Origin of the sequence: Mycobacterium sp. 1164966.3 (assembly GCF_001665395.1) — a bacterium.
GTDB lineage: Bacteria > Actinomycetota > Actinomycetes > Mycobacteriales > Mycobacteriaceae > Mycobacterium.
Genome location: NZ_LZSG01000023.1, coordinates 70983 through 93453 on the forward strand (window position 1 = coordinate 70983; position 22471 = coordinate 93453).

Annotated in this window: 11 protein-coding genes; 5 read left to right on the plus strand and 6 right to left on the minus strand. The window is 63.6% G+C overall.

The annotated features are described in order from the left end of the window. Positions 1–56: 56 nt before the first annotated feature. On the minus strand, positions 57–1340 hold the full coding sequence (locus A9W99_RS08375; RefSeq protein ID WP_067375688.1) for a glycosyltransferase: 1284 nt from the start codon (positions 1338–1340) through the stop codon (positions 57–59). 148 nt (positions 1341–1488) lie between these two features. Between A9W99_RS08375 and A9W99_RS08380 the strand changes: the two genes are divergently transcribed. Next, complete coding sequence (locus A9W99_RS08380) at positions 1489–2058, plus strand: TetR/AcrR family transcriptional regulator (RefSeq protein ID WP_172828835.1); 570 nt, start codon at positions 1489–1491, stop codon at positions 2056–2058. Here the strand turns inward: A9W99_RS08380 and A9W99_RS08385 are convergent, their stop codons facing one another. Together A9W99_RS08385 and A9W99_RS08390 are read right to left on the minus strand one after the other, a co-directional pair. Beyond that, positions 2059–2490, minus strand: coding sequence for a nitroreductase family deazaflavin-dependent oxidoreductase (locus A9W99_RS08385; protein ID WP_067375690.1), 432 nt, complete (start codon positions 2488–2490; stop codon positions 2059–2061). It lies immediately after the preceding gene. 118 nt (positions 2491–2608) lie between these two features. Further along, positions 2609–3244 carry a class I SAM-dependent methyltransferase gene (locus tag A9W99_RS08390; protein ID WP_067375692.1) on the minus strand — a complete coding sequence of 212 codons (636 nt, stop codon included), beginning with the start codon at positions 3242–3244 and terminating at the stop codon, positions 2609–2611. A gap of 434 nt (positions 3245–3678) precedes the next feature. Between A9W99_RS08390 and A9W99_RS08395 the strand changes: the two genes are divergently transcribed. Beyond that, the gene (locus A9W99_RS08395; RefSeq protein ID WP_256389945.1) at positions 3679–16860 is read left to right on the plus strand and encodes a BTAD domain-containing putative transcriptional regulator; all 13182 of its coding nucleotides are present in this window, start codon (positions 3679–3681) and stop codon (positions 16858–16860) included. A 460-nt stretch (positions 16861–17320) separates the two neighbouring features. On the opposite strand, the gene A9W99_RS08400 is transcribed toward A9W99_RS08395, so the two are convergent. Further along, positions 17321–18253, minus strand: a complete 933-nt coding sequence (locus A9W99_RS08400; protein ID WP_067375696.1) for a class I SAM-dependent methyltransferase — start codon at positions 18251–18253, stop codon at positions 17321–17323. 168 nt (positions 18254–18421) lie between these two features. On the opposite strand from A9W99_RS08400, the gene A9W99_RS08405 reads away from it, so the two are divergent. The 3 genes from A9W99_RS08405 (at position 18422) to A9W99_RS26950 (ending at position 20946) form a co-directional block, all read left to right on the plus strand. Continuing rightward, positions 18422–18928 carry a DUF2505 domain-containing protein gene (locus A9W99_RS08405; RefSeq protein WP_067375698.1) on the plus strand — a complete coding sequence of 169 codons (507 nt, stop codon included), beginning with the start codon at positions 18422–18424 and terminating at the stop codon, positions 18926–18928. A 46-nt stretch (positions 18929–18974) separates the two neighbouring features. Beyond that, positions 18975–19682: a Type 1 glutamine amidotransferase-like domain-containing protein gene (locus tag A9W99_RS08410; RefSeq protein ID WP_067375700.1), complete on the plus strand. Its 708-nt coding sequence runs from the start codon at positions 18975–18977 to the stop codon at positions 19680–19682. A gap of 172 nt (positions 19683–19854) precedes the next feature. After that, on the plus strand, positions 19855–20946 hold the full coding sequence (locus A9W99_RS26950) for a hypothetical protein (protein WP_156623016.1): 1092 nt from the start codon (positions 19855–19857) through the stop codon (positions 20944–20946). 2 nt (positions 20947–20948) lie between these two features. Here A9W99_RS26950 and A9W99_RS08420 read toward each other — a convergent pair whose 3' ends face one another. Next, on the minus strand, positions 20949–21734 hold the full coding sequence (locus tag A9W99_RS08420) for a mannan-binding family protein (protein WP_067375703.1): 786 nt from the start codon (positions 21732–21734) through the stop codon (positions 20949–20951). A 17-nt stretch (positions 21735–21751) separates the two neighbouring features. Next, positions 21752–22447, minus strand: a complete 696-nt coding sequence (locus A9W99_RS08425; protein WP_067375704.1) for a tetratricopeptide repeat protein — start codon at positions 22445–22447, stop codon at positions 21752–21754. Between the last annotated feature and the right edge of the window lie 24 nt (positions 22448–22471).

Below are 22471 nucleotides of genomic sequence, written 5' to 3' on the forward strand. Positions count from 1 at the left end.
GCAACTGGCAACGTATTTCTCGAGTAGCACCGTCGCCAACGGCACTTTTGCGGCAGTCAAAGCGGTTGCTTGGTCGCGACGAGCTTGTCGACCACTTCGGCCAGGCAGTCGAAACCGGGCGCCGCGGCCATGTCGGCCGCGATGCGCTGGCTTGCTTCGCGGTAGCGCGGCTGATTCAGCACGTCGAGGATCGCTCGTCGCAGCGCCCGGGGCGAGGGGTGGTCGGTCCGGAGCCGGCGCCCGACGCCGGACCACTTTACGCGCGCGCCGACTTCGGGCTTGTCCTCTTTGCCGCCGGTGGCGACGACCGGTACCCCGTAGCGCAACGCATACTGCACGCCGCCGTATCCGCCGTTGGTGACGACGACGGCCGTGCGTGGCAGTAGCTCGTCATACGGGAGAAACGTTGCGGCGCGGGCATTCTCCGGCAATTTGGGCAGTGTGTCGAGGGGTCGTCCGCCGGTGCTCACCACCACTAGGGCGTCCTCGCCGGCCAGCGCCTGAAGCGTTGGAGCGATGGCTTGCCGGTAGTCGACGTTGGCGATTGTCCCCTGGGTGACGTGAACGACGGGGCGGGTGCCGTCGACGTCGGCCCACCACTCCGGCAGCGGGGCCTGAGACCCGGTGGCGCTCAATGGCCCGGCGAAATGCAGGTGCGGCGGTGCATCCGAACGCGGGTACTCGAACGCGGAAACAGTGAATTGGACGATTGCGTCCGCCTGAGTGCCCCAGTCGATAAATGAGCATGGAAGATGTGTTTTGTGCGCCTGATAGTACTGGCGGTCGACGATGTTGTTGGCCTGAAGGAATATTCGGCGGGTTAGCGCGGAAAGTACGGCGTTTCGTTGCCTGTTGCCCCAACGAGCGGGCAGAAGCCCCAGGCCGAACGGCGCGGTGTCCACGCTGCTGATCGTGAGCGGTATTACGCCGCACATCACGACCAGGGGGCGCGCTGCGCGCGGGTGTCCGAGCAGGATCGTCGCCCCGATGAAATTCCCTTCGGCCAAGACGATGTCGGCAGGATGCGCGGCATGGAGCGCCATGAGCGTTTCGTATTGGGTTCCTGCCGGACGAGCGAAGAAGTGCTCGACGTCGAACGCGGCTGCTTTCATTCCCTTCAACTTCACGCGCTCGGGGTACTGATCGATGCAACTCTCGTCGTAGTCGATGTCGGGCGGGAGTGGGATGTGCGCGGCACCCGTCGCGGCGACCCTGTCGGCGAAACGGGCGCCGGTGACGAACCGCACGTGGTCACCGCGTTCTACGAATCCGCGAGCGATACCGAGCATCGGCGTCACGTGACCCTGGGCGGGGAAGCTGGCGATGAGGATGGATTTCATGGTGCGCCCCCTTCGGGTCACGCTTCACTGCGTGGTAGTAGTATTCATTACTATGGCACCGCAGTCAATATCCGAAAAGCCGTCCCGCCGGTCGCGGGCATATCGATCAGAGCTGCGTCAACAGCAAGCGGAGCAGACTCGTTCGCGGGTGATCGCCGCAGCGGCCGAACTCTTCGCCGAGAACGGCTACGCCCGCACCACCCTGGCGAGGATCGCCGACGCGGCCGGCGTTTCGCCCGAAACGGTGCAAGGGCAGGGGCCCAAGGCGGCACTGCTCATCTCGGCCGCCGAATACGCCGCGCTCGGCGTCGCCGGCGAGGAGAACCTTCTCAATCTGGAGGTCGGTCGCCGCTTGATCGCCATTCAGGATCGCGACGAAGCGCTCGACTATCTCGTCGCATTTGTGGCCGAGCTGCAAGAACGGACCGCGAAACTTGGCCTTGCATTGATTGGGGGCGCCAGCGTCGATCCCGAACTAGATCGCTACCTCAATGACTTCATCGCAAGTATCAACAAACAGGTTCGGCGAGTGCTCGGGGTTTGGCGCGACCAGGGGTGGCTACGGGAAGACGTCTCCTTCGACGAGCTCGTTGAAACCAGCGCCGTGATTTGCAGCGTCGATACGTTCCTCCGCATCACCCACCGAGACGGGTGGGCCGTGAGTCGCTACAAAGCTTGGGCGCGGCGCATGTTGGCTGAGGCGGTCTTGCGGTCTTAGTCACGCGGGAACCAACTCGAAGACAGGGATGACTCGGTCGGTGCGCTGCTCGTACTCACCGAATCCAGGAGCACGCTCGACAACGATCGGGTAGATCGAATCGCGTTCGTCGCGCGGCAATTCGCGAGCGGTTGCCGGCTTCGACGCTTCCGAACCGATCTCGATGCTTACTTGGGGGTTGGCACGAATGTTGTGGACCCAGGCCGGGTTGTTATCCCTTCCCGCCGCCGAGCCGACGATGTAGATTTTGCCGTCGATATCGAAGTAGGCAACGGGATTCACTCTCTGGGCGCCACTTTTCGCGCCCGTCGACGTCAAGAGCAGCAGCGGGAAACCCTCGAACTGTCCGCCCACTTTTCCGCCATTGCGGCGAAACTCCTCGATGTTGCGCTCGTTGAAATCACGCTCCGCGTTCATTGCGTCGTCACCCATTTCCCCATCCTGCTTGCCTCACTCGCCGAACGTGGGTGGTACGGACGAAAAACAATAAAAACGCGTACATATCCCCCACGTTCGAGCGCCCGTATGCCACCGAACACCACACGCGGCTCTAGCTCTTGATGCCTACGGTTATCAGGTCGGAGATCAGTCGGGTCCACAGCGGCCGCGGGATACGGTGCTGGTCGCTGACGGTAAATCCCGCGTTTTCGAACAATGTCCGCATCTCGGCGGGCGAGGCGTTGTGCTGCGGTTTCCACCGATGGTCCGACGGGGCCTGGAGCAGCTGTTGCCGTGCACTCAGAGCCGCGACGGCCACCAGTCCCCCGGACGCCAGCACGCGGTGGAACTCTTGCAAGGCAGCCGGCTGGTCGAAGAAGTGAAACGCAGAGGTGGTCACGACGGCGTCGAGCGCACCGTCGTCGAAGGGCAGTTGCTCAGCCGGAGCACGCAGCCACTTGACGCGGTCGGATCTGGCACGGGCCTGTTCGAGCATGCCGTCGGACATGTCGATGCCGTAGATCTCGTCGGGCCGTATCTCACGCTCGATCCGATCGCTGAGAATTCCTGTGCCACAGGCGATATCAGCAATCCTTCGCGATCCGTGGCCACGCAACCGGGCGATCACCTCGTCGTGCGGCGGACGGTAAACCCACTGCTGCAGAAATGGCAGATCGTAAGCCGGGGCCAGGAAAGTCCACATTCGCGTGACCGCGTCGTTGAGCCCCCGGCGTCGCGGTTCAGTCATTTGCTCAACACTACCGCGACGATTTTAGAGCCGCGCCTAGTGGCGTCCGGGTCCGCCCGGCCCCCCAGGACCACCCGGCCCACCCGGCCCACCTGGCCCGCCGGGGCCACCTGGCCCGCCGGGGCCGTTTGCGGCGGGAAGCACGAATACACACTCATTGAGCTCGACGCTCCAGGCCCAGCCGGGAGCGCAATCGTCGTCGGCCCGGCTCACTGCCGGAGCGGGAAGTGTGGTCATCGGCAAGGCTGCCATGACAAGCGCGACCGTCCCGATAGCGCAACGCCGCCGAAAATGCCCCATTGCAGACCTCACTTTCTTGAGCATCAGTGCGCCCTATCTTGCCCCGAGCGGAGTTGCTGGCGGGCCTTTACTCGATCTTGACCATCTATTGAATTGTGCTACCGACGATGGCGGATGTGAGTACGCTTCCATCGGTGGAACTGGGGGTTTTGGGACCTCTCCAGGTCCGGCAGGACGGCACGCCCGTCACTATCCCGGGCGCCAAGCCGCGCGCCATTCTCACGATGCTGGGCTTGCACAGTGGATCGGTGGTTTCCGCCGATACCCTCATCGAGCTGCTGTGGGGAGACGATCCGCCGCGCACCGCCGCCAAGGCCCTGCAGACCCACATCTCCTCGCTGCGCCGCACTCTCGGCGACGGCTTCGTCTTGACCCAGGGCGCGGGCTGGATCGTGGCCGCGGCCGCGGTCGACGTCACGCGATACAAGTTGGCGGCCAGAACGGGGCGTGAGGCCGCGGCCGGCGGTGATTTCAGCCAGGCGGTGGCCCGCTTCGAAGAGGCGTTGGCCCTGTGGCGAGGAGTTCCCGAACTGCCCGACGGCCGACGGGGTTTGTCCGAAAAGACGCGTTGGATCGAAGGGCACGCCGCCCTGGTGGAGGATCGGGCAGACGCGTTGCTCGCGACGGGTCGCGCCGCGGAAGTCATCGGCGACCTCGAGGCGGCGGTGGCTGAGGCGCCGCTACGCGAAAGGCGTTGGGGCCAGCTGATGCTCGCGCTCTACCGCGCAGGCCGACAGGGTGAAGCGCTTGGCGCTTACCAACGTGCGCGGGCTCTGCTGGCCGACGAATTGGGTGTCGACCCCGGGCCGGAGCTACGTCGGCTTGAGGCCGCGATCGTCGCGCAGGATGCCTCGCTGGATATCCCTGTGGCGCAGAACCTTTCGTCGGTAACGCGGGCGGTGACCTTTCTGCTCACCGACATCGAGGGATCGACCGCCGCCTGGGAAGCAGACGCCGATGCCATGGCAACAGCCCTGGCACGCCACGACGAACTCGTCGAACAGGTCGTCACGGCGCGCGGAGGACGGCTGATCAAAACGCGCGGCGAGGGCGATGCGACGTTCTCGGTATTCGAACGGCCGTCCGCAGCCGCGGCGGCCGCCATCGAGATGCAAGAGGCGATCGGTCGCGAGCCCTGGGCGTTGCGCGAGCCGCTGCGCATCCGCGTCGCCCTTCATACCGGCGAGGTGGAACTGCGTGACGGCGACTACTTCGGACGGGCAGTCAACCGGGCGGCGCGCCTGCGGTCGCTGGCCGAAGGTGGACAGATCCTGTGCTCCGGTGCGACCGCCGAGCTCGTCATCGACTCACTGTCAGACGACGTCGACCTCACTGACCTGGGAATGCGTCAGCTGAAAAACCTCGCGCGCCCGGAGCACGTATTCGAGCTGCGTTTGCGGCCCCTGGAAAGTCCAGTGGACAGCCCGCAATCGGAGACCAGTGAAGCGCCGATGCAACGGCCCGCATTCCCGCCGGTACTGAGCGGCCCCGGGCCATTTGTCGGGCGCGGTGACGAACTGGGACGGCTCCTGTCGGCGTGGCAGGCCGCGCTCGCCGGCGGTGTTCGCACGGTGCTGATCGCCGGCGAGCCCGGTGTGGGGAAGACGCGCCTGGCGGGCGAATGGTCTCAGCAGGCGTATGAGCAGGGGGCGGTCGTGTTGTACGGCCGTTGTGACGAGGACCTCGGCGCGCCGTATCAACCATTCGCGGAAGCCCTACGTGCGCTGGTGCCGTGCATGGGTGCTGACCGGCTGCGGGGGCTACGCGGTGTTGAGGCGCTGCTTCCACTGGTTCCCGGGCTGCCCGATGTCGTGCCCGATCTGGCCACCCCAGCTCGTGCGGACCCCGACACCGAACGGTACGCACTCTTCGACGCCGTCGTTGCGCTGTTGGACATTGCGTCCAGCGGCGCCCCGATCGTGCTGATACTCGACGACCTGCACTGGGCAGCCAAGCCGACGCTGCTGCTGTTGCGGCACATGCTGCGGTTCGGCGATCGCGCCCGCGTGCAGATCGTCGGCACTTACCGCAGCACGGACCTGGACCGCTCCCACCCACTCGCGGCGATGCTCGCCGACTTACACCGTGATGGCACCGCTTACCGGCTCACCCTGAGTGGCCTCGACCAGGACGACGTGACCGCCTATGTCGCCGAGGCCGGCTACGACGACGCAGAGCTCGCCCACGCATTGGCGTCGGTCACGGGTGGAAACCCGTTCTTTCTGATCGAAGCTTTGCGCCACGTCGATGAAAGCGGCGGCGTCTGGGACCAGAGCACTCTGCCGCAGGGGGTCCGCGAGGCGGTGAGCCGCCGGCTTACGCGCCTTCCGGCTGAGACCAACAAAGCCCTTGCTGCCGCCGCGGTCGTGGGCAGCCGGTTTGCGTTGGAACTCGTCGAGCAAGTGGTGGGGAACGATCTCATCGACGCATTCGATGAAGCGTGTCAGGCCGGCATCGTCATCGAAGAGGCCGGCGGTCACTATCGCTTCAACCACGCCATCGTGCGGCAGTCACTGCTGGCGGAATTGGCGTCGGTGCGGCGAATGCGACTGCATCAGCGCATTGCCGCGACGCTGGAGACCCAGCCCGGCGCCGACGACGAGCTGCTGGCCGAGTTGGCTCATCACTACTTCGAATGTGCTTGGGCCGGAAACGCTGCCAAGGCCGTCCTCTACTGCCGGCGTGCCGCGGATCAGGCCATGGCACGACTGGCCTACGAAGGTGCCGCCGACCTGTACGACCACGCCCTGCACGCGCTGGAAGAGCTTGACGAGGACCTGCCCGACCGCGACGACCAAGTCGCCGAACTGTTGATCGCGCGTTGTGAGGCACTGCTGGCCGCCGCTGACGTGACTTCTGCAGCGAGTGCGGTCACCCAATTGCAAGAGGCGACAGTCGATTCGGCCCGGCTAGCGGCGTGGGCGACCTGCTTCGACGGTCAGGTGTCGGTGCTGATCCATCCCGAGAGACTGGAAGAAGTGGAGGTCGCACTGGCTGCGGCCGCCGACAGGCTTGCCGCGCTTGACGACGACGCCGGCGAAGCGAATGCCCATACTGTTCGCGCCACGTGCCTGGGCCGCCTTGGCCGAATTGCCGAATGCGAAGTTGCACTGGACGACGCCCTTACAGCGGCCCGGCGCGCGCGTGAATACCGCCGGGTGAACGCGGTTTTGGCGGGCGCGCCCCTTGCGGCACTGTGGGGACCCAACCCGGTTCCACGCGCCGGCGGACGGTGCCTTGACGTGGTCCGGCTGTTGCGAATCACGACGGACTCCCCCGCGGTCGAGGCCACATCGACGCGATGCCAGGCCGTGCTGGAGGCATTCCGCGGCCGCGACGCCGCGGCACGACGGATGATCGATTCGGCGCGACGCACGGTCACCGAGCTCGGCCTGCGCCATGCGCTGCTAGAGGTTGAGCAGTTCGCCGGCATTGTCGAACTGGTGGCCGACGATCCTGTAGCGGCCGAGCCCCATCTCCGCCAGGCTTACAACGGTTTTCGTCGCATGGGTCTCGACGCCGACACGGCCGAGACTGCCGCACTGCTGGGGCGTACTTGTCTGGCCCTCGGCCGCGAGGACGAGGCCGACGAATTGTGTTCGGAGAGTGAGCGTCTCGCCGGGCACGCGCTGAAGGCGTCGATTGCCTGGCGCACGCTCAGAGCAAAGCTGTTGTCGAGCAGAGGTGATCACGCAGAGGCTCGGCGGGCGGCCGAGGCGGCCGTCAGCCTGGCGGGACACACCGATGCGTTGGTTGACCATGGCGATGCATGTCTGGTTCTGGCAACAGTTTTGGGCGCCGCAGGCGATATGACTGGGGCACGAGCTGCCGCCGAGCGAGCGGTCGGCTTGTACGAGCGCAAAGGCGCTGCGACACTTGCGGAGAAGGCACGTCGCGTTGTTGGCGAACGTACCGTTATGGTTCCCCGGCCTGCACCCGAAGCGCCGCCAGTTGTCGAGCTCGAAAACGAATGCGTCCGAACCGGCAACCGCGTGCTGGCTGCTATCGATCGCGGAGCGTGGGACGAGGTCGAGCGACTCTTCGCACCGGATATCTTCGTCGAGAGTCACCGAAAGATCGTCGGCTTTACGCAGCTGGACGTTCCGGCCGAAGAGTGGCCACATGTACACAGGCGCGTTGCCGAGTCGGCGCCCTTACGAGCCAAGCAAATAATCGTCGCGGTGCGAGGCGAACGCCTGGCTCTCGCCCGACTTGTGCTTACGGATGCCGATACAAGCCCTGGGGCGCCGCGCGACGAATTGCTCAACATTTACGGCATCGATAAGGATGGTCGAATCGCGCTGCAGGTGTTCTTCGACGTCGAAGACATGGACACCGCATTGGCCGAACTTGACGCCGCGCACGCCCGGCTCGAGGAAGAGCAGTCAGGCCCACGGCGGCTTGAGAATGCAGCGAGCCGTGTGGACAAGCGCCTACATGGCTACTTTGCCGACCGCGACTGGGAGGCGGCCGCTGATGCTCTGGCCGAGGACATGCTCTACCACGATCGTCGTCGCGTGGCGAATGCCGGTCTTCGGCATGGTCGTGACGCCGAAATCGTAAACGCCCGAGTGCTAGCCGATCTGGGAGCAAGTGTGACGTCGACCGTCATTGCGACCCGCGGGGAGCGCCTCGTCCTCACACGGGCCCGCTTTACTGGCACCGATCAAGGGCCCGACGCCTTCCACAACGTAATGCTCTCCCTCGTGGAGATTGGCTCAGACGAACGAGTGCTGAGCCGTGTCGTATTCGACGCCGAGGATTTCGACGTTGCGCTAGAAGAGCTCGACGCTCGGTACCTCGCAGGCGAAGCGGCTGCCCACGCGCACACGTGGTCGGCTATCTCGCGGACCTACGCCGCGTTCAACCGGCATGAACTTCCGCCGACAACGCCGAATTGGGTGAATGTCGACCATCGGCGAGGGAGATCGTTCGCCTCGGGCGACACAAATGCGTATCTCCAGGCCACGTGGGATCTTGCCCCGGATATCAACATCTACATCGAGGTTGTGGAACAGCTGAACGACTTTGGCGGGGTTCTAACGCACGCCGCGCATGGAACCTCGCGAGGAGGCTTCGACGCTGAGTGGCGGGAGACCACCGTACTGACGGTCGATGGCGAATTGATCAACCGCAGTGAGGTATTCGACGAGGCAGATGTCAACGCCGCCCTCGCGAGGTTCTACGAACTGACCCGACCGGCACGGCGACTGGAAAACACCGCCAGCCGGATAGCCGACCGCGTCATGGCCCATTTCACGAACCGCGAATGGGACGCAGAAACCGAATTGCTGGCCGACGATTTTTCCAGTGACGACCGCCGTCGAACCGTGAACGCGGGGCTGCGGCGTGGTCGGGATGCCGCCATCAAGGACGCTCACGCGAACGCCGGCGTCGGCGCTACAGAAGTGACGTCGACGGTGATTGCGACGCGCGGCGAGCGTCTAGTCCTTCGTCGTGCCCGCTACTCGGAAAGTGCCTTGGGCCCCGAGCCGTTTTATGTTGATGCACTGAGCATCTACGAGATAAACGGCGACGGCCGAATCGTAGCGTCGGTCACGTTCGATCCCGACGACATCGACGCCGCGTTCAAGGAACTCGACTCCCGCTACCTCACTGGCGAAGCGGCCGCGAACGCGCACACGTGGTCGCTTGTCGCGAGCGTCTATGCCGCGTTCAACCGGCGCGAACTCTTCGCGACGACGCCAGACTGGGTGAACCTTGACCACCGTCGCGGAGCAGCATTCGCCCCCGGCGACATGATCGCGTATATCCAAGCGGCATGGGAAGACTCGCCTGACACCAAGATCTACATCGCGGAGGTGCATCGGCTCAGCAGCGTCGGAGCGGTCGTGACCCATGTGGCCCATGGGATGTCGCAAGCAGGTTTCGGCGCCGAGTGGCGGGATATCCACCTGCTGGCGGTGGAAGGCGATGTGCTCAGCCGCTCCGAGCTATTCGACGAGACCGACCTGGATACCGCGATCGAGACGTTCGAACAGCTCAGCCGGCCGACATGTCGTCCGGAAAACGCGGCAAGCCGCGCAAACGAACGCTTCCTCGCGTCCTTCGCCGCGCGCGACTGGACCGCCATGGCGGACATACTGGCTGAACAACTTTCCAGCGACGATCGGCGGCGGGTAGTGAATGCCGGTCTGCAACAGGGCCGGGACGTCCTAATCGGAAACTTCAGGTCAGCTGCCGACCTCGGGGTCACGGACAAGACGGTCGACGCTATCGCGACTCGTGGGGAGTGCCTCGTCCTCACCCATGCTCGATACTCACGCAGCGACAAGGAATCCGACGCCTTTGAGGTCGAGCTCTTACAAATAGTCGAAAGCGACGCCGATGGGCTGATCACGGCACTCGTCACTTTCGACCCGGACGACTTCGATGCCGCCATCGAGGAACTCGAGGCTCGCTACCTCGCTGGCGAGGCGGCCGCTCATGCGCACACCTGGTCGGTCATCACACGAGGTTGCGCCGCACTTAACCGGCGCGAGCCAATGCCGACGACTCCGGATTGGGAGAACATCGACCACCGACGAGGCATTGCGTTTCCGCCCGGTGACCTGACGGCCTACGTACGTACCGCTTGGGACCTCTTGTCCAACGGCGGCGTCTATATCGAAACCGCCCATCGCGTAAGCGATTTTGGAGGAGTCTTTACCTGGGCCGGCTACGGGACTTCCGAGGAGGGCCTCGACGTCGAGTTCCGCGGTATCAACGTGGTTACCGTCGAAGGCGACCTCACTAACCGAATCGAGATCTTCGACGAGACAGATCTGGACGCCGCGATCGCGAGGTTCGAAGAGCTCAGCGGGTCCGTACATCGGCTGGTGAACGCGGCAAGCCAAAGGGGCGAGCGCTATTTGGCATGCATTGCGTCAGGCGAGTGGGAAGCCATGGCGGAGATGCTATCCGAGACCTTCTCCACCGACGACCGTCGTCGGGTAGTTGGTGCGGGAATCCGGCACGGCCGAGATGCCCACGTGGCGGATATGCGGGTGATCGCCAACCTGTCCAGCATGGATATGGCGTCGGCCGTCGTGGCCATCCGCGGGGAGCGCCTCGCCCTTTTACGTGCCAAATTCTCGGGCCTCGCAAAGTCCGAGGCATTTCTCACCGAGGTGCTCGTCATTGTCGAAACCGGACCCGGCGGACAGATCGTCGGAATCGTAACATTCGACCTCGGCGACTTTGATGCCGCCGTCGAGGAACTCGAGGCTAGGTACCTCGCCGGCGAAGCGTCCGCCTACGCGCACACCTGGTCGGTGATGAAGGATGGTTTTGCCGCCACCAACCGTCACGAGCTGACCCAGATCGCTCCCGACTGCGTCAGCATCGACCACCGTCGTGGAGCAGCGTACGGCCCGGGCGAGTTGGTCGATTACGTCCGTGCCGGGTGGGAACTTGGTCAAAACATCCGAACCTACGTCGAGGTGGTGCATCGGCTGAATGAAGTCGGAGTCGTCTGCACCCATGCCGCGCAAGGCCTTTCGCGTGAGGGCTTCGATGCCGAGTGGCGTGGGGTTGACCTCTTAATGCTCGACGGCGACATGGTCAACCGCTGCGAGCTATTCGACGAGACAGACCTGAAGGTCGCGATCGCGAGGTTCGAAGAGCTGAGCTGGCCGACGCCCCGGCTGGAAAACCCGGCAAGCCGGGTGTACGAGCGTTACCTGGCGAGCTTTGCCGACCGTGATTGGGACGCAATGGCAGAGCTTTTGGCTCATGACTTGTCTACTGATGATCGCCGACGGGTTGTGAATGCCGGGTTGCGACGTGGACGGGATGTCGAGATCCTGGACAAGCGCGCTCTGGCTGAACTCGGGGTCACGAGCATGACGTCAGAAGTGATTGCAATCCGCGGAAAGTCACTTGCCCTCAGTCGTGTTGGCTCCCGGGCATTCCAAACAGAGGTACTCAACATCGTCGAGATCAACGCCGACGAGCGGATTGTGGCGGTCGTCGGGCTCGACCTCGATGACATCGATGCCGCCTTCATGGAACTCGACGCACGTTATCAGGTCGGCGAAGCGGCTACCCACGCGCACTTGTGGTCGACCATGACGCGGGCCATCTCCGCTCTCAACCGGCGCGAGATGCTGCCGACCACGCCAGACTGGGTCAACATCGATCACCGTCGGCATGGAACGTCGTTCGCGCCTGGTGAACTGCCCGCATTACTCGACTTGTGGAAACTCGCTCCCGAGGCGAGCAGCGCCATCGAGGTCGTGCATCGGCTGAACAACGTTGGTGGGGTGGTCACCTCCGTGTCCCGTGAGACTTCGCGCGACGGCGTCAATGCCGATTGGCGGGCGATCAGCGTTCTCACGGTCAAAGGCGATCTCATCGACCGGCTAGAAATCTTCGACGAGGCAGATCTCGACCTCGCACTCGCACACTTCGATCAGCTGAGCCGACCCGCAGCACGACTCGAAAACGCGGCAAGCCAAGTGGCTCAGCGTTTCTCAACGTACTTCGCCGACCGCGACTGGGACGCCTTGGCCGCGGTGCTGGCCGACAACTATTCCGGTGACGATCGCCGTCGGGTGGTGGGTGCTGGACTCCGGCATGGTCGAGATAACCAGATCGCAGCCATGCAGACGCCCGCCGATCTGTGGGTCACCAGCTTCACTTCAACCGTCATGGCGACACGCGGAGAGCGCCTTGCTCTCATGCGGGGCCACATGTCTGACCCCGCTCAACTGCCCGAGGCATTTGTCACCGAGCTACTCGGCCTGTTCGAGATCGATGCCGACCAGCGGATTGTCGCGCTCATCTCGTTCGACCTCGACGACGTCGACGCCGCCTTCAAGGAGCTCGATGCCCGATACCTCGCCGGCGAAGCGGCCGCCCACGCGCACACGTGGTCGGTCATTGCCCGAAACTGCGTCGCGTTCAACACGCACGAACTGCCCGCGACAACCCCGGATTGGGTAAATATCGACCATCGCAGAGGTGCCCTATTCGCGCCCGAGATTCTGGCTTCGGGCCTAGAAGCCATTTGGGACGTCACCCCAGACCTCACCGCGCACATCGAAGCGGTACACGAGCTCAACAGTTTCGGAGCGGTTATCACCCACGTTTCGCATGGAACTTCGCCGGAGGGCTTCGATGCCGAGTGGCGGATGATCGCCATCTTCACCGTCGAGGGCGACCTGATTAGTCGCTGCGAAATGTTCGACGAGGCAGACATCGACGCCGCGGTTGCCCGGTTCGAGGAACTGCGGCCGCAAACGCGGCCATTAGAAAACACCGCAAGCCGCGTGGCCGAGCACTTTTCGGCTCACTTCAGCGCAGGCGACTGGGACGCCATGGCGGAGATACTGGCCGACAACTTTTGTCGAGATGATCGGCGACGTGTGGTGGGCGCGGGAGTCCGACTTGGCCGAGACCACCACCTCGCGGACATGCGATCGACCGCCGATTTGTGGGTCCCGAACCCGACGTCGAATGTGATAGCGACTCGCGGGGAGCGCCTTGTCCTCCTTCGTTGCCACTTCTTACACCGCAATCAAGAACCAGAGGCATTCCTGACAGAGTTGCTCCTCATCACCGAGATCGACGCCGCCGAGCGGATCGTCGTGTTCGTCTCGTTCGACCCGGACGACTTCGACGCCGCTATCGAGGAACTCGATGCCCGCTACCTCGCCGGCGAAGGTGCCGCCCACGCCCAAACATGGTCAGTCATCGCAGGTGCTTACGCCGCGCTCAACCGACACGACCTCCCCCCCATGACACCGGGCTGGGCCAACGTCGACCATCGGCGACTCACAACAATCGAGGCGGCAGGTGATCTGACCGCAAACATCCAGGCCGCCTGGGACCAAACGCCTAACGCCACCGTCTACATCGAGGCTGTGCATCGGCTAGGTAACCTCGGAGCAGTCGTCATGCGAGCGATTAATGGGACGTCGCAAGAGGGCTTCGACGCCGAATGGCGGGAGATCGATCTTCTGACAGTCGAGGGCGACCTGATCAACCGCATCGAGCTATTCGACGAGACAGATTTCGACGCCGCCCTCGCGAGATTTGACGAATTGCACTCGCAGTCATGGCGGTTGGAAAATGCCGCAAGTCGCGCGGACCAGCGCCTCATGGCGTGCGTCGGTACCCGCGACTGGGACGCGATGGCGGAAATGCTAACTGACAGTTACTGTGTCGACGATCGTCGTCATGCCGTGAACGTCGGACTCCTAAAGGGGCGCGATGTCGCGGTTGCAAGCGCGCGGGAAATCGCCGGGCTTGGAATCAAGGTCGTGTTGTCAGGCGTTATCGCCACCCGTGGAGAACGCCTAGTCCTGAGCCGCCTCCGATGGCAGTGGTCCGGCCCCGATCAGCCGCCTGACGCGTTCCACACTGAGGTACTCAACATCGTCGAGATCAACTCCGACGAGCGCATCGTAGGGCGTATCTGGTTAGATGTGAACGAAATCGACGCGGCGTTCGAGGAACTAGATGCCCGGTACCTCGCTGGTGAAGCGGCCGCCTGTGCACACTCATGGTCGGTCATAACGAGGGGCTACGCCGAGTTCAACCAACACGAATTCTCGGCGCCCGACTGGGTAAACATCGATCATCGACGTGCGAGAGCATTTGCAGCCGGTGAATTGACCGCGTACATGCACGCCACAGTTGATCTCGCGCCCAACGTCACCGTCTATGTCGAGGCCGTACATCGGCTGAACAATCTTGGTGCTGTCGTCACCCATGTGGTGCGTGGAACCTCGCGAGAGGGCTTTGACGCCGAATGGCGGGAAGTCCTCCTGCTCACAATCGAAGGCGACGTATTCAACCGCTGTGAGGTTTTCGATGAAACAGACATCGACACTGCGATTGCGCGGTTTGAGGAACTGGAATCTCAGGCACCGCGGCTGGAAAACAGGGCAAGCCGCCTGGCCAAGCGCTTCCTAGAACAATTCGAGGCCCGCGACTGGGACGCCATGGCGGAAATATTGGCCGACAACTATTCCAATGACGATCGTCGTCGCGTAGTAGGCGCGGGAGTCCGACATGGTCGAGCTGACCAGATCACCAGCATGCGCCTGCTGGCCGAGGCCGGGGCGAACCTAACGCTAACGGTGATTGCGACACGCGGAGAGCGCCTCGCTCTCACCCGGATGCTTTCCTCGAACAGCGACTTGCGGCACGGGGAGTTCGGCATCGAAATGCTCGGCATCGTCGAGGTCGACACCGACGATCGGATCACCACACAACTCTTGTTCGACCCCGACGATATCGACGCCGCCATCGCAGAGTTCGACGCGCGTTATCTCACCGACGAAGCGGCTGCTCACGCAGACACCTGGTCGGTCATTGCGGGAACGTTCTCCGCGCTGAACCGACGCGAACTTCCGCCGACGGCGCCGGGCTGGGTCAATGTCGACCACCGAAGAGTCACAACGACTGCGACTGGTGACCTTATCCCATCCCTGAGTGCCACCTGGGATCTCATGCCCGACTTCGCTATTCACGTCGAAAAGAATCATCAGCTAACAGGTTTCGGAGCGGCCTTCACATATGTGGCGCGTGGAACGTCGCAGGACGGCGTGGAGGCCGAATGGCGCGAGATCGCGGTTCTGGCGGTTGAAGGCGACCTCATCAACCGGTGCGAACTGTTCGATGAAGCAGATCTGGACGCAGCGCTTGCTCGCTTCGAGGAACTGCGCCCTAAACCTCCCGGGCCACGACTGGAAACCGCGGCAAGTCGGGCGGAAGACCGCTTCTTCACGTACTTCCGGGCCCGCAACTGGGCAGCGCTAGCCGAGCTCCTGGCCGAGAACAGTGTCATTGACGATCGCCATGACACGGTGACGAGTGCCGGATTCTGGGACGGTCGCGATGCCGTAATCGCAAACCTGCAAGCCCTCGCCGAAGCGGCGCCCACAACCTGGGCCGTCATCGCGACTCGCGGTGAGCGCCTCGCTCTCACGCGCATCAGTTCTCCCAATCGCGATCAGCGACAAGGGCAATTCAGCATCGAGATGCTCATCGTTGCCGAGATCGACACCGACGAGCGGATCGCGTCGCAGCTCTCGTTCGACCCCGACGACATCGACGCCGCCTACGAAGAGCTCGACGCCCGATACCAGACTGGCGAGGCCGCCGCTCACGGTCACACCTGGTCTCTAGTTGCGAGTCGCTACGCCGCGCTCAACCGGCACGAGCTCCCACTGGACTCCATCAACATCGATGACCATCGACGCATCGGAATGGTGGAGCCGGGTGATCCGACAGCGCTGCTTCGTGCCGGTTGGGACCTCACGCCAAATTTCAGCATCCATATAGAGGCGGTGCATCGGCTGGGTGGGCTGGGGGCGGTCGTCACGCGAACGACCAACGCGAGCTCGCAAGACGGCTTTGCCGCCGAGTGGCGGGCGGTCGACCTCTGGACGGTCGAAGGTGATCGGGTGACTGGCTGCGAGCTGTTCGACGAGACAGACGTTGACGCGGCGCTCGCGAGATTTGAAGAACTGCAACAAAAGCCGCGACTTGAGAACACGGCAAGCCAAGTGCTGGAACGACTCCAGACATACTTTACGGCCGGCGCCTGGTCCACCATCGCCGCGACATTGGCGGACAATATTTGCACCGAAGATCGTCGTCGCGTGGTAAACGCTGGGATACGACACGGTCGTGATGCCGAGATTGAAAGTTTGCAAGCGACCGCCGACGTGGGAACTACGAAAGTAACGTCGAAGTTGCTGGCCACTCGCGGGCAGCGCCTCATTCTCGTCAAAGCCCTTCTTTCCGCAAAAGATGCGCGGCCCGCGCCGTTTTACGCCGAGATGCTTAGCGTTGCAGAGATCGACTCCGACAATAGGGTCGCAGCGGTCGTCGTGTTCGACCCCGACGACATCGACGCCGCCTACGAGGAGCTCGACGCACGCTACCTCGCCGGCGAAGCGGCCGAATGCGCGCAGACATGGTCGGTCATCGCTGGGTTATACGCCGGCTTCAATCGGCATGAACTTCCCGCAACGACGCCGAACTGGACATACTTCGACCACAGGCAGCTCGTAAGGATCAAGGCGAAGGAGCTGTCCGCATCCATCCATGTCCTCTGGGACCAAACGTCGTGCATCAGCATCTACATGGAGTCCGTGCACCGGCTGAGCGATGTCGGCGCGGTTGTTACCCACACCGCGCGTGGCATTTCGCACGACGACTTCGACGCCGAATGGCGGATGATCGACGTCTACACGGTTGAAGGCAATCTAATCAGCCACCTCGAAATGTTCGACGAGACAGACCTCGACGCCGCGCTCGCGAGGTTCGACGAGCTCGAACGTCCGACGTCTGAGCTCTAGTGGTCTTTCATTCGATGCCCGAGTGTGGCTGAACCAACCCCGCGAGACGGTACCACTAATGTTCCGCTATACCGTGGCCACACACCGGTCACTTCCATCACCGCAGAAGAGACTTGTGCCTTTTCCACTTCCGAGAGACAAATTGCATTGCCCCGCAACGATTGTCGCTCATAGATGGGCAAATGGACATATACCCCAAATTCTGTGACGGACGGGACTCATGTGAAACAGGCGGGACGCCGGTTCTGCGCACCACCGGGCTGCCTGGCCCGACAGCATTTTGGGCGAACCCAACATGGCAGGCGCTCACCGCAAATTCGCTCTCGAGGCATTGCGCGTGAATCCTGGGCTTTGCCAGTGAATCCTGGGCGGAAAAATCGGCCAGATCCCGCCCTAGCTTCACGCGCAAAGCACAGGATTCACACCCAAAGCCCTCCGCTCATACCCAACGCAACGCGCGTTAGTTGCCAAGCACCGAGGTGTAGTAGACAGTGTCAGCCATCGACACCGAGTCGTGCGTCTGCGGTAAGGCCTCAAGACCATTCTCGGCCAACAACCGACTCATCGGCGTACCGACGGACCGCCAACCCAGTCCGTCCAGATACTCAGCGACGTCCTTGCGCTCACCCTCGAAACCTAGCTCTTCCCAATCCAGTTCGAATCCGTGCTCGCGCCACTTGGCGGTGGACCTGCGCATCATCTCGCGCGCTTGCTCGGTGTCCCGCTGCGGCCTGTTCGGAATTGCTTCGACCGCAAGCCGACTGCCCGCGGCGCTGAGCGCGGTGATGTTGTCCATCAGCCGGTCCTGCGCTTCCGGCGGCAGGTAGCCCAGCAACCCCTCGGCGATCCAGGCCGTCGGCCGGCTCGTGTCCAGACCGGCCTCACGAAGCGCTGAGGGCCAATCCTGGCGGAGATCGATTGCGACTGTGCGTAATTCGGCCTTCGGGGCAGCACCCAAACCTTCGAGGGTGCTGGTCTTGAACCCAATCACCTGGGGCTGGTCGATCTCGAACACCGTCATATCGTCCGGCCACACCAACCGGTAGGCGCGGGCATCCAGACCGGACGCCAGGATCACGGCCTGGCGAATTCCTGCGTGCGTCGCATCCTGAAAGAACGAGTCGAAGAAGCGGGTTCGGGCGGCCATCGCAGCGGGCATGTGCTCGAGTCTCCAGCTGGACTCGTCGTCGTCGACATCGGCGGCACGTAAGTCGCCGGCCACCCAGCGCATGAAGAAGTCAACGCCCACGGCACGAACCAGCGGTTCGGCGAATTGGTCGTTGATCACGGGAGGGTTGGCCTTGGTCGCGATCGCGCGAGCGGCGGCCACCATGGTCGCGGTCGCGCCCACGCTGGTCGCCAGGTCCCAGGTGTCGTTGTCAGTGCGAGGCACGCGTGTTCTCCAATAGCTTGAGGGTTTATTTAGCCAGTTTAACACTTAGTACGTTTAACAACACGTGGGCACCGCCAGTTGGTCGCGACGCTCGCGCCCCAGAAGTCATGCGGACCGAAGTGTTCGAATCGGTGGCAGCGCGGTGATGCCGACAGTAAGAATGTCGCTATGCCGCGTTCGTTCGAGATCTTGGCCGAATCGGTCGCCAGCGTTGAACAACTTCATGCGGCATTCGGCTGCGAAGAATACTGGCTGGCCTGCATCGCAGGCGGGCGTGAAGCCAACAATCGGGTCACGCTGGATTCGCTGACCGTCGACGACGACGGAACGGTGTCGGTGCGCTCCACTCAGCACGTGGGTCGGCAGCTACTGCCCAAGCCAGTTTTGAAATTGCTTCCCGGGGATCTGAAAATTGTGAACTGCGAGACGTGGAGACCTGTCGGCGACGGCCAGGTACACGGGCAGTCCAGCATCTCGGCGCCCGTGGGGTCAGGCAAAGCTGAAGTGTGGTTGAGTCCCACGAGCAACGGTTCGCGACTGCGCTACGCCGTCAAGGTGGAAGTGAAGATCCCGTTGGTGGGCGGCCAGTTCGAAAAGGCCATCGGAGCAAGTTTGTCCAAGAGCATTCCTGCAGGGGTGCAATTCGCCGAGGCGTGGATCGCAGAACATGCATGACGTCCGCGATCCGTCTGGCAACCGGCGGACCGTCTGACGGTAGGCGGTGACCCAGACGGCACCACAACTGCAACCGCTGTACCTGCTGGCGGACAGCCAGCTGCTGTTCTGGAAACGACGGGACCGGCTGCTGCTCGAGGCGGCCCTCGATGGATTGGGTCGGAACACACCACTGACCGCGGCCTACATCGGTGCCTCCAATGGCGATCTCCCGGAGTTTTACGAGATCTTCGACGCCGCGGTGGACGCGGTCGGAATCGCCGAGCGCCGCATGATCGATTCGTCCTTCGGACCCGATGACCGGACCTTCCTGGGTCGCGCCGACCTGATCGTCCTCGCAGGCGGCGACGTGCGGCTCGGCTGGAACACATTCGAGAGAACCGGCATGAAAGATGTGATCCTTGACCGGTACGCCGGAGGAGCGGTTCTGGTGGGCGTGTCAGCCGGCGCGGTTCAGCTGGGACGCTACGCGGTGGTCGAGACACCCGAATCCCCGGCGACCGGACTGCTCGACGTGTTCAAGCTGGTCCCCCTGGTGATCGACACGCACGACGAGAAAACCGAGTGGGCGAGGCTGTCGGCCGCCGTCCGTTCGCTCGAAGGAGCGGCCACCGGTGTTGGCATCCCCGCCGGTGGCGGAGCCCTCGTGAACCCAGATGGCACCGTCGAACCGCTGCGGCGTCCCCTGCACGAAATTCGCTTCGATGGCACTTGCGTCACGCACTCACTCTTGTACGCCGCAGAGGGCAACTGACCGGCTCTGCAGGCACCCTGACTCGCTCAGCGACGGGGTCCAGGTCCGTTACGAATGGGTCTGCTGTGACACTGCCGATAAACCTGATTTTTCAACCACCACAGTGGCGGTTCTCACAGTACGCTTAGATCCCGACGTCTCCTCAAAAGACGGGATCGTGGGGTCTTCGAGAATGGTCATAAGCAGACCGGATCGGCGGCCATGGGCCGTCGGGTTGGGCGATCGACACCCGTGGGTCGCCATCGCGTTCGCAGTGCCGTTGACGGTCCTCGGCCTGGCCGGGGTCGCCACGAATCCGGCACTCTTCGTACCGCTGCTGGTGCTGGCCGGTTTTGCGTTGGTCGTCGTTGATTTCTATGGCTACCAGCGAAGAGAGGCTAAGGAACGGGCGCTGGTCGCCGCCCGCCCACCGAAGCGAAACCCCCAACCGCGTCCGGCCCCAGCGCCGACGCAGGTCAAGTTGAAGCAACCGCCGTCGGAGCTGGAAGCCGAGGCACGGGCGCGGGCAGAAGCCGCCGAAGCCAAAGCTCAGGCAGCCCAAGCCGAAGCGCTGGCCGCCGAGGCACGCGCGCGGGCGGAGGCCGCCGAAGCCCAGGCCTTGGCCGCCGAAGCCGAAGCGTTGGCCGCCGAAGCCGAAGCGCTGGCGGCCGAGGCACGCGCGCAAGCAGAAGCCGCCGCAGCAGAAGCACTCGCCGCCGAACCCGAGGCACTGGCGGCGGAGGCACGAGCGCAAGCCGAAGCCGCGGAAGCACAGGCCCTTGCCGCCGAAGCCCGGGCACGCGGCCAGGCGCGGGCCGAAGCCGCCGAAACCGAAGCGCTGGCCGCCCAGGCGAGGGCAGAAGCCGAAGCCGCCGAAGCCGAGGCCCTGGCCGCCGAGGCGCGCGCGCAAGCAGAAGCCGCCGAAGCTCTGGCCCAGGCCGCCAGGGCGCGAAAGCAGGCAGAAGCGGCCGAAGCCCAAGCTCGGGCCGCCGAGGCACAAGCGCAAGCAGAAGCCGCCGAAGCCCAAGCTCGGGCCGCTGAGGCGAAGGCCCGGGCGCGCGCACGGACCGAAGCCGCCGAAGCCGAAGCCGTGGCGGCCCAAGCGAGGGCGGAGGCCGAAGCGGCCGAAGCCGAAGCGCGGGCCGCCGAGGTGTGGGCGGGCGCCGAAGCCGCCGAAGCCCAGGCGCTCGCCGCCGAAGCGCGCGCGAAGGCAGTCCGGTTAAGGCGTGAGGCGGAAGCCAAAACTGCGCGGCGCCCCCAGGGCGACCGCCCCCAGGGGGACTAGCCCTAGGCTGCCCCCGCACGCAGAACGGGAGCCAGCGCCGACAACGGGATATGCGCTTGGACAGCGCCACCGTCCATTGACCACTGCAACGCTCCGGGTGTGAAGTTGATCGGCTCGTCGTGGGCCACCGGATAGTCGGGCATGTAGAGGATTAGTTCGTCAGGTGTGATCGCCCACGCCTTGTAAGCGCCGGAAAAGACCTTGTCGGGAGTCCACCGATCGACGACGAACGGGTAGGTACCCGGATCATGCTGTGGCGGAGCCTGATTGAGCGCGGTTTCGACGAACGGCTGAGCCAACGGCGGGATAGCGGTGAGAGGGTTGCCGTTCGTCAGATCTGCCAGCTGCACTCGCCTGCCGCTAGCCATGTCGAAGGTGAAGGTGCGGTACGCGTTGTTGGGCTTGGGCCCGTCGGCGTGATAGTCCTCGTGGAAGACCGCGCTGAGCAAATTGCCGTGCCGGAAAACCTCGTAATTCTCCTCGCCGTAGCTGTCTGCGGCCATGTGCGCGTTGGCGTTTCGCCAGTTGCCGACCAGGGTGCGCAGGTAGTCGCGGACCGTTGGGCCCGTGGTTGGGTTGTCGACGAGGTCGGCGGGGACGGCGACTTTGATGTCACGGACGGCATTGCGTTCGGAGGTCACCGTGGTGTGGCAGTACTGGCCGTCCCAGCCGCCGCCGAGCTCGCCGCAGAATGACTCGGACGAAGCATGGGCCGTGCCCGGGTGGAGTACTCCCGATATTCCGGTCGCTGCCACCAATATCGAGGTGGCGACGAATCTTCTGAACATTGTTAGCTCCGAATGGCTTAAAGCAGTTGGACTTTACTTGCCCGCCAGCGGCCGTCGACCTTGTCCATCGTCATCTTGATCCTGCTGCGGTCGATACGCGGATCGGGCACCGCCATGTTGGTCACGGTCTGGTCGATGAAGACCAGTACGACGACTTTGTCGGTGGACGCGGAGGCAATCGCCGAATCCACCACGACCCCGTGTGCCGTGGCCTTGTTGTCGATCAGCAGTTGCCGAAGCTGGACGCTGGAATGGGTGTACATGTCTTTGAACTCGCCGGTCGCGCCGTCGAGCACCTGCCGAAAGTTCTCGTCGACGTTGTTGGAGTCAATGCTGGTCAACACTTGCGCGTACTTGATCGCCGCTTGCTGCGCCTGCTGGCCGGCCACCTTGACCTGATGCTCTTGCCACTGCTTCCAGCCGAGAAATCCGGAAACCGCAAGGGAGGCAACCAATAACAAAGGCAGCACACTGCGACGCAGATACTTCCGCCACGGCCGTTTGCCGCGCTTGGCTTTCTCCGTATCGTTTTTGGCCCGCTTGCCCAGCACCGGCCCGTCGTCATCCTCGTCTTCGGCGTCGACATGGTCGACATCACTGTCTGCGGCCTCGAGTTCTTCGGGTTCCACGTCTTCGCTTGCGGCTTCGGTCTTTTCAGCCTCGACTTCGGCTTCGGCTTCGGCGGACTTCTCGGTCGTGGCGGTCATCCTCATCTCCTTGGCGTAGATGTGTTGGGC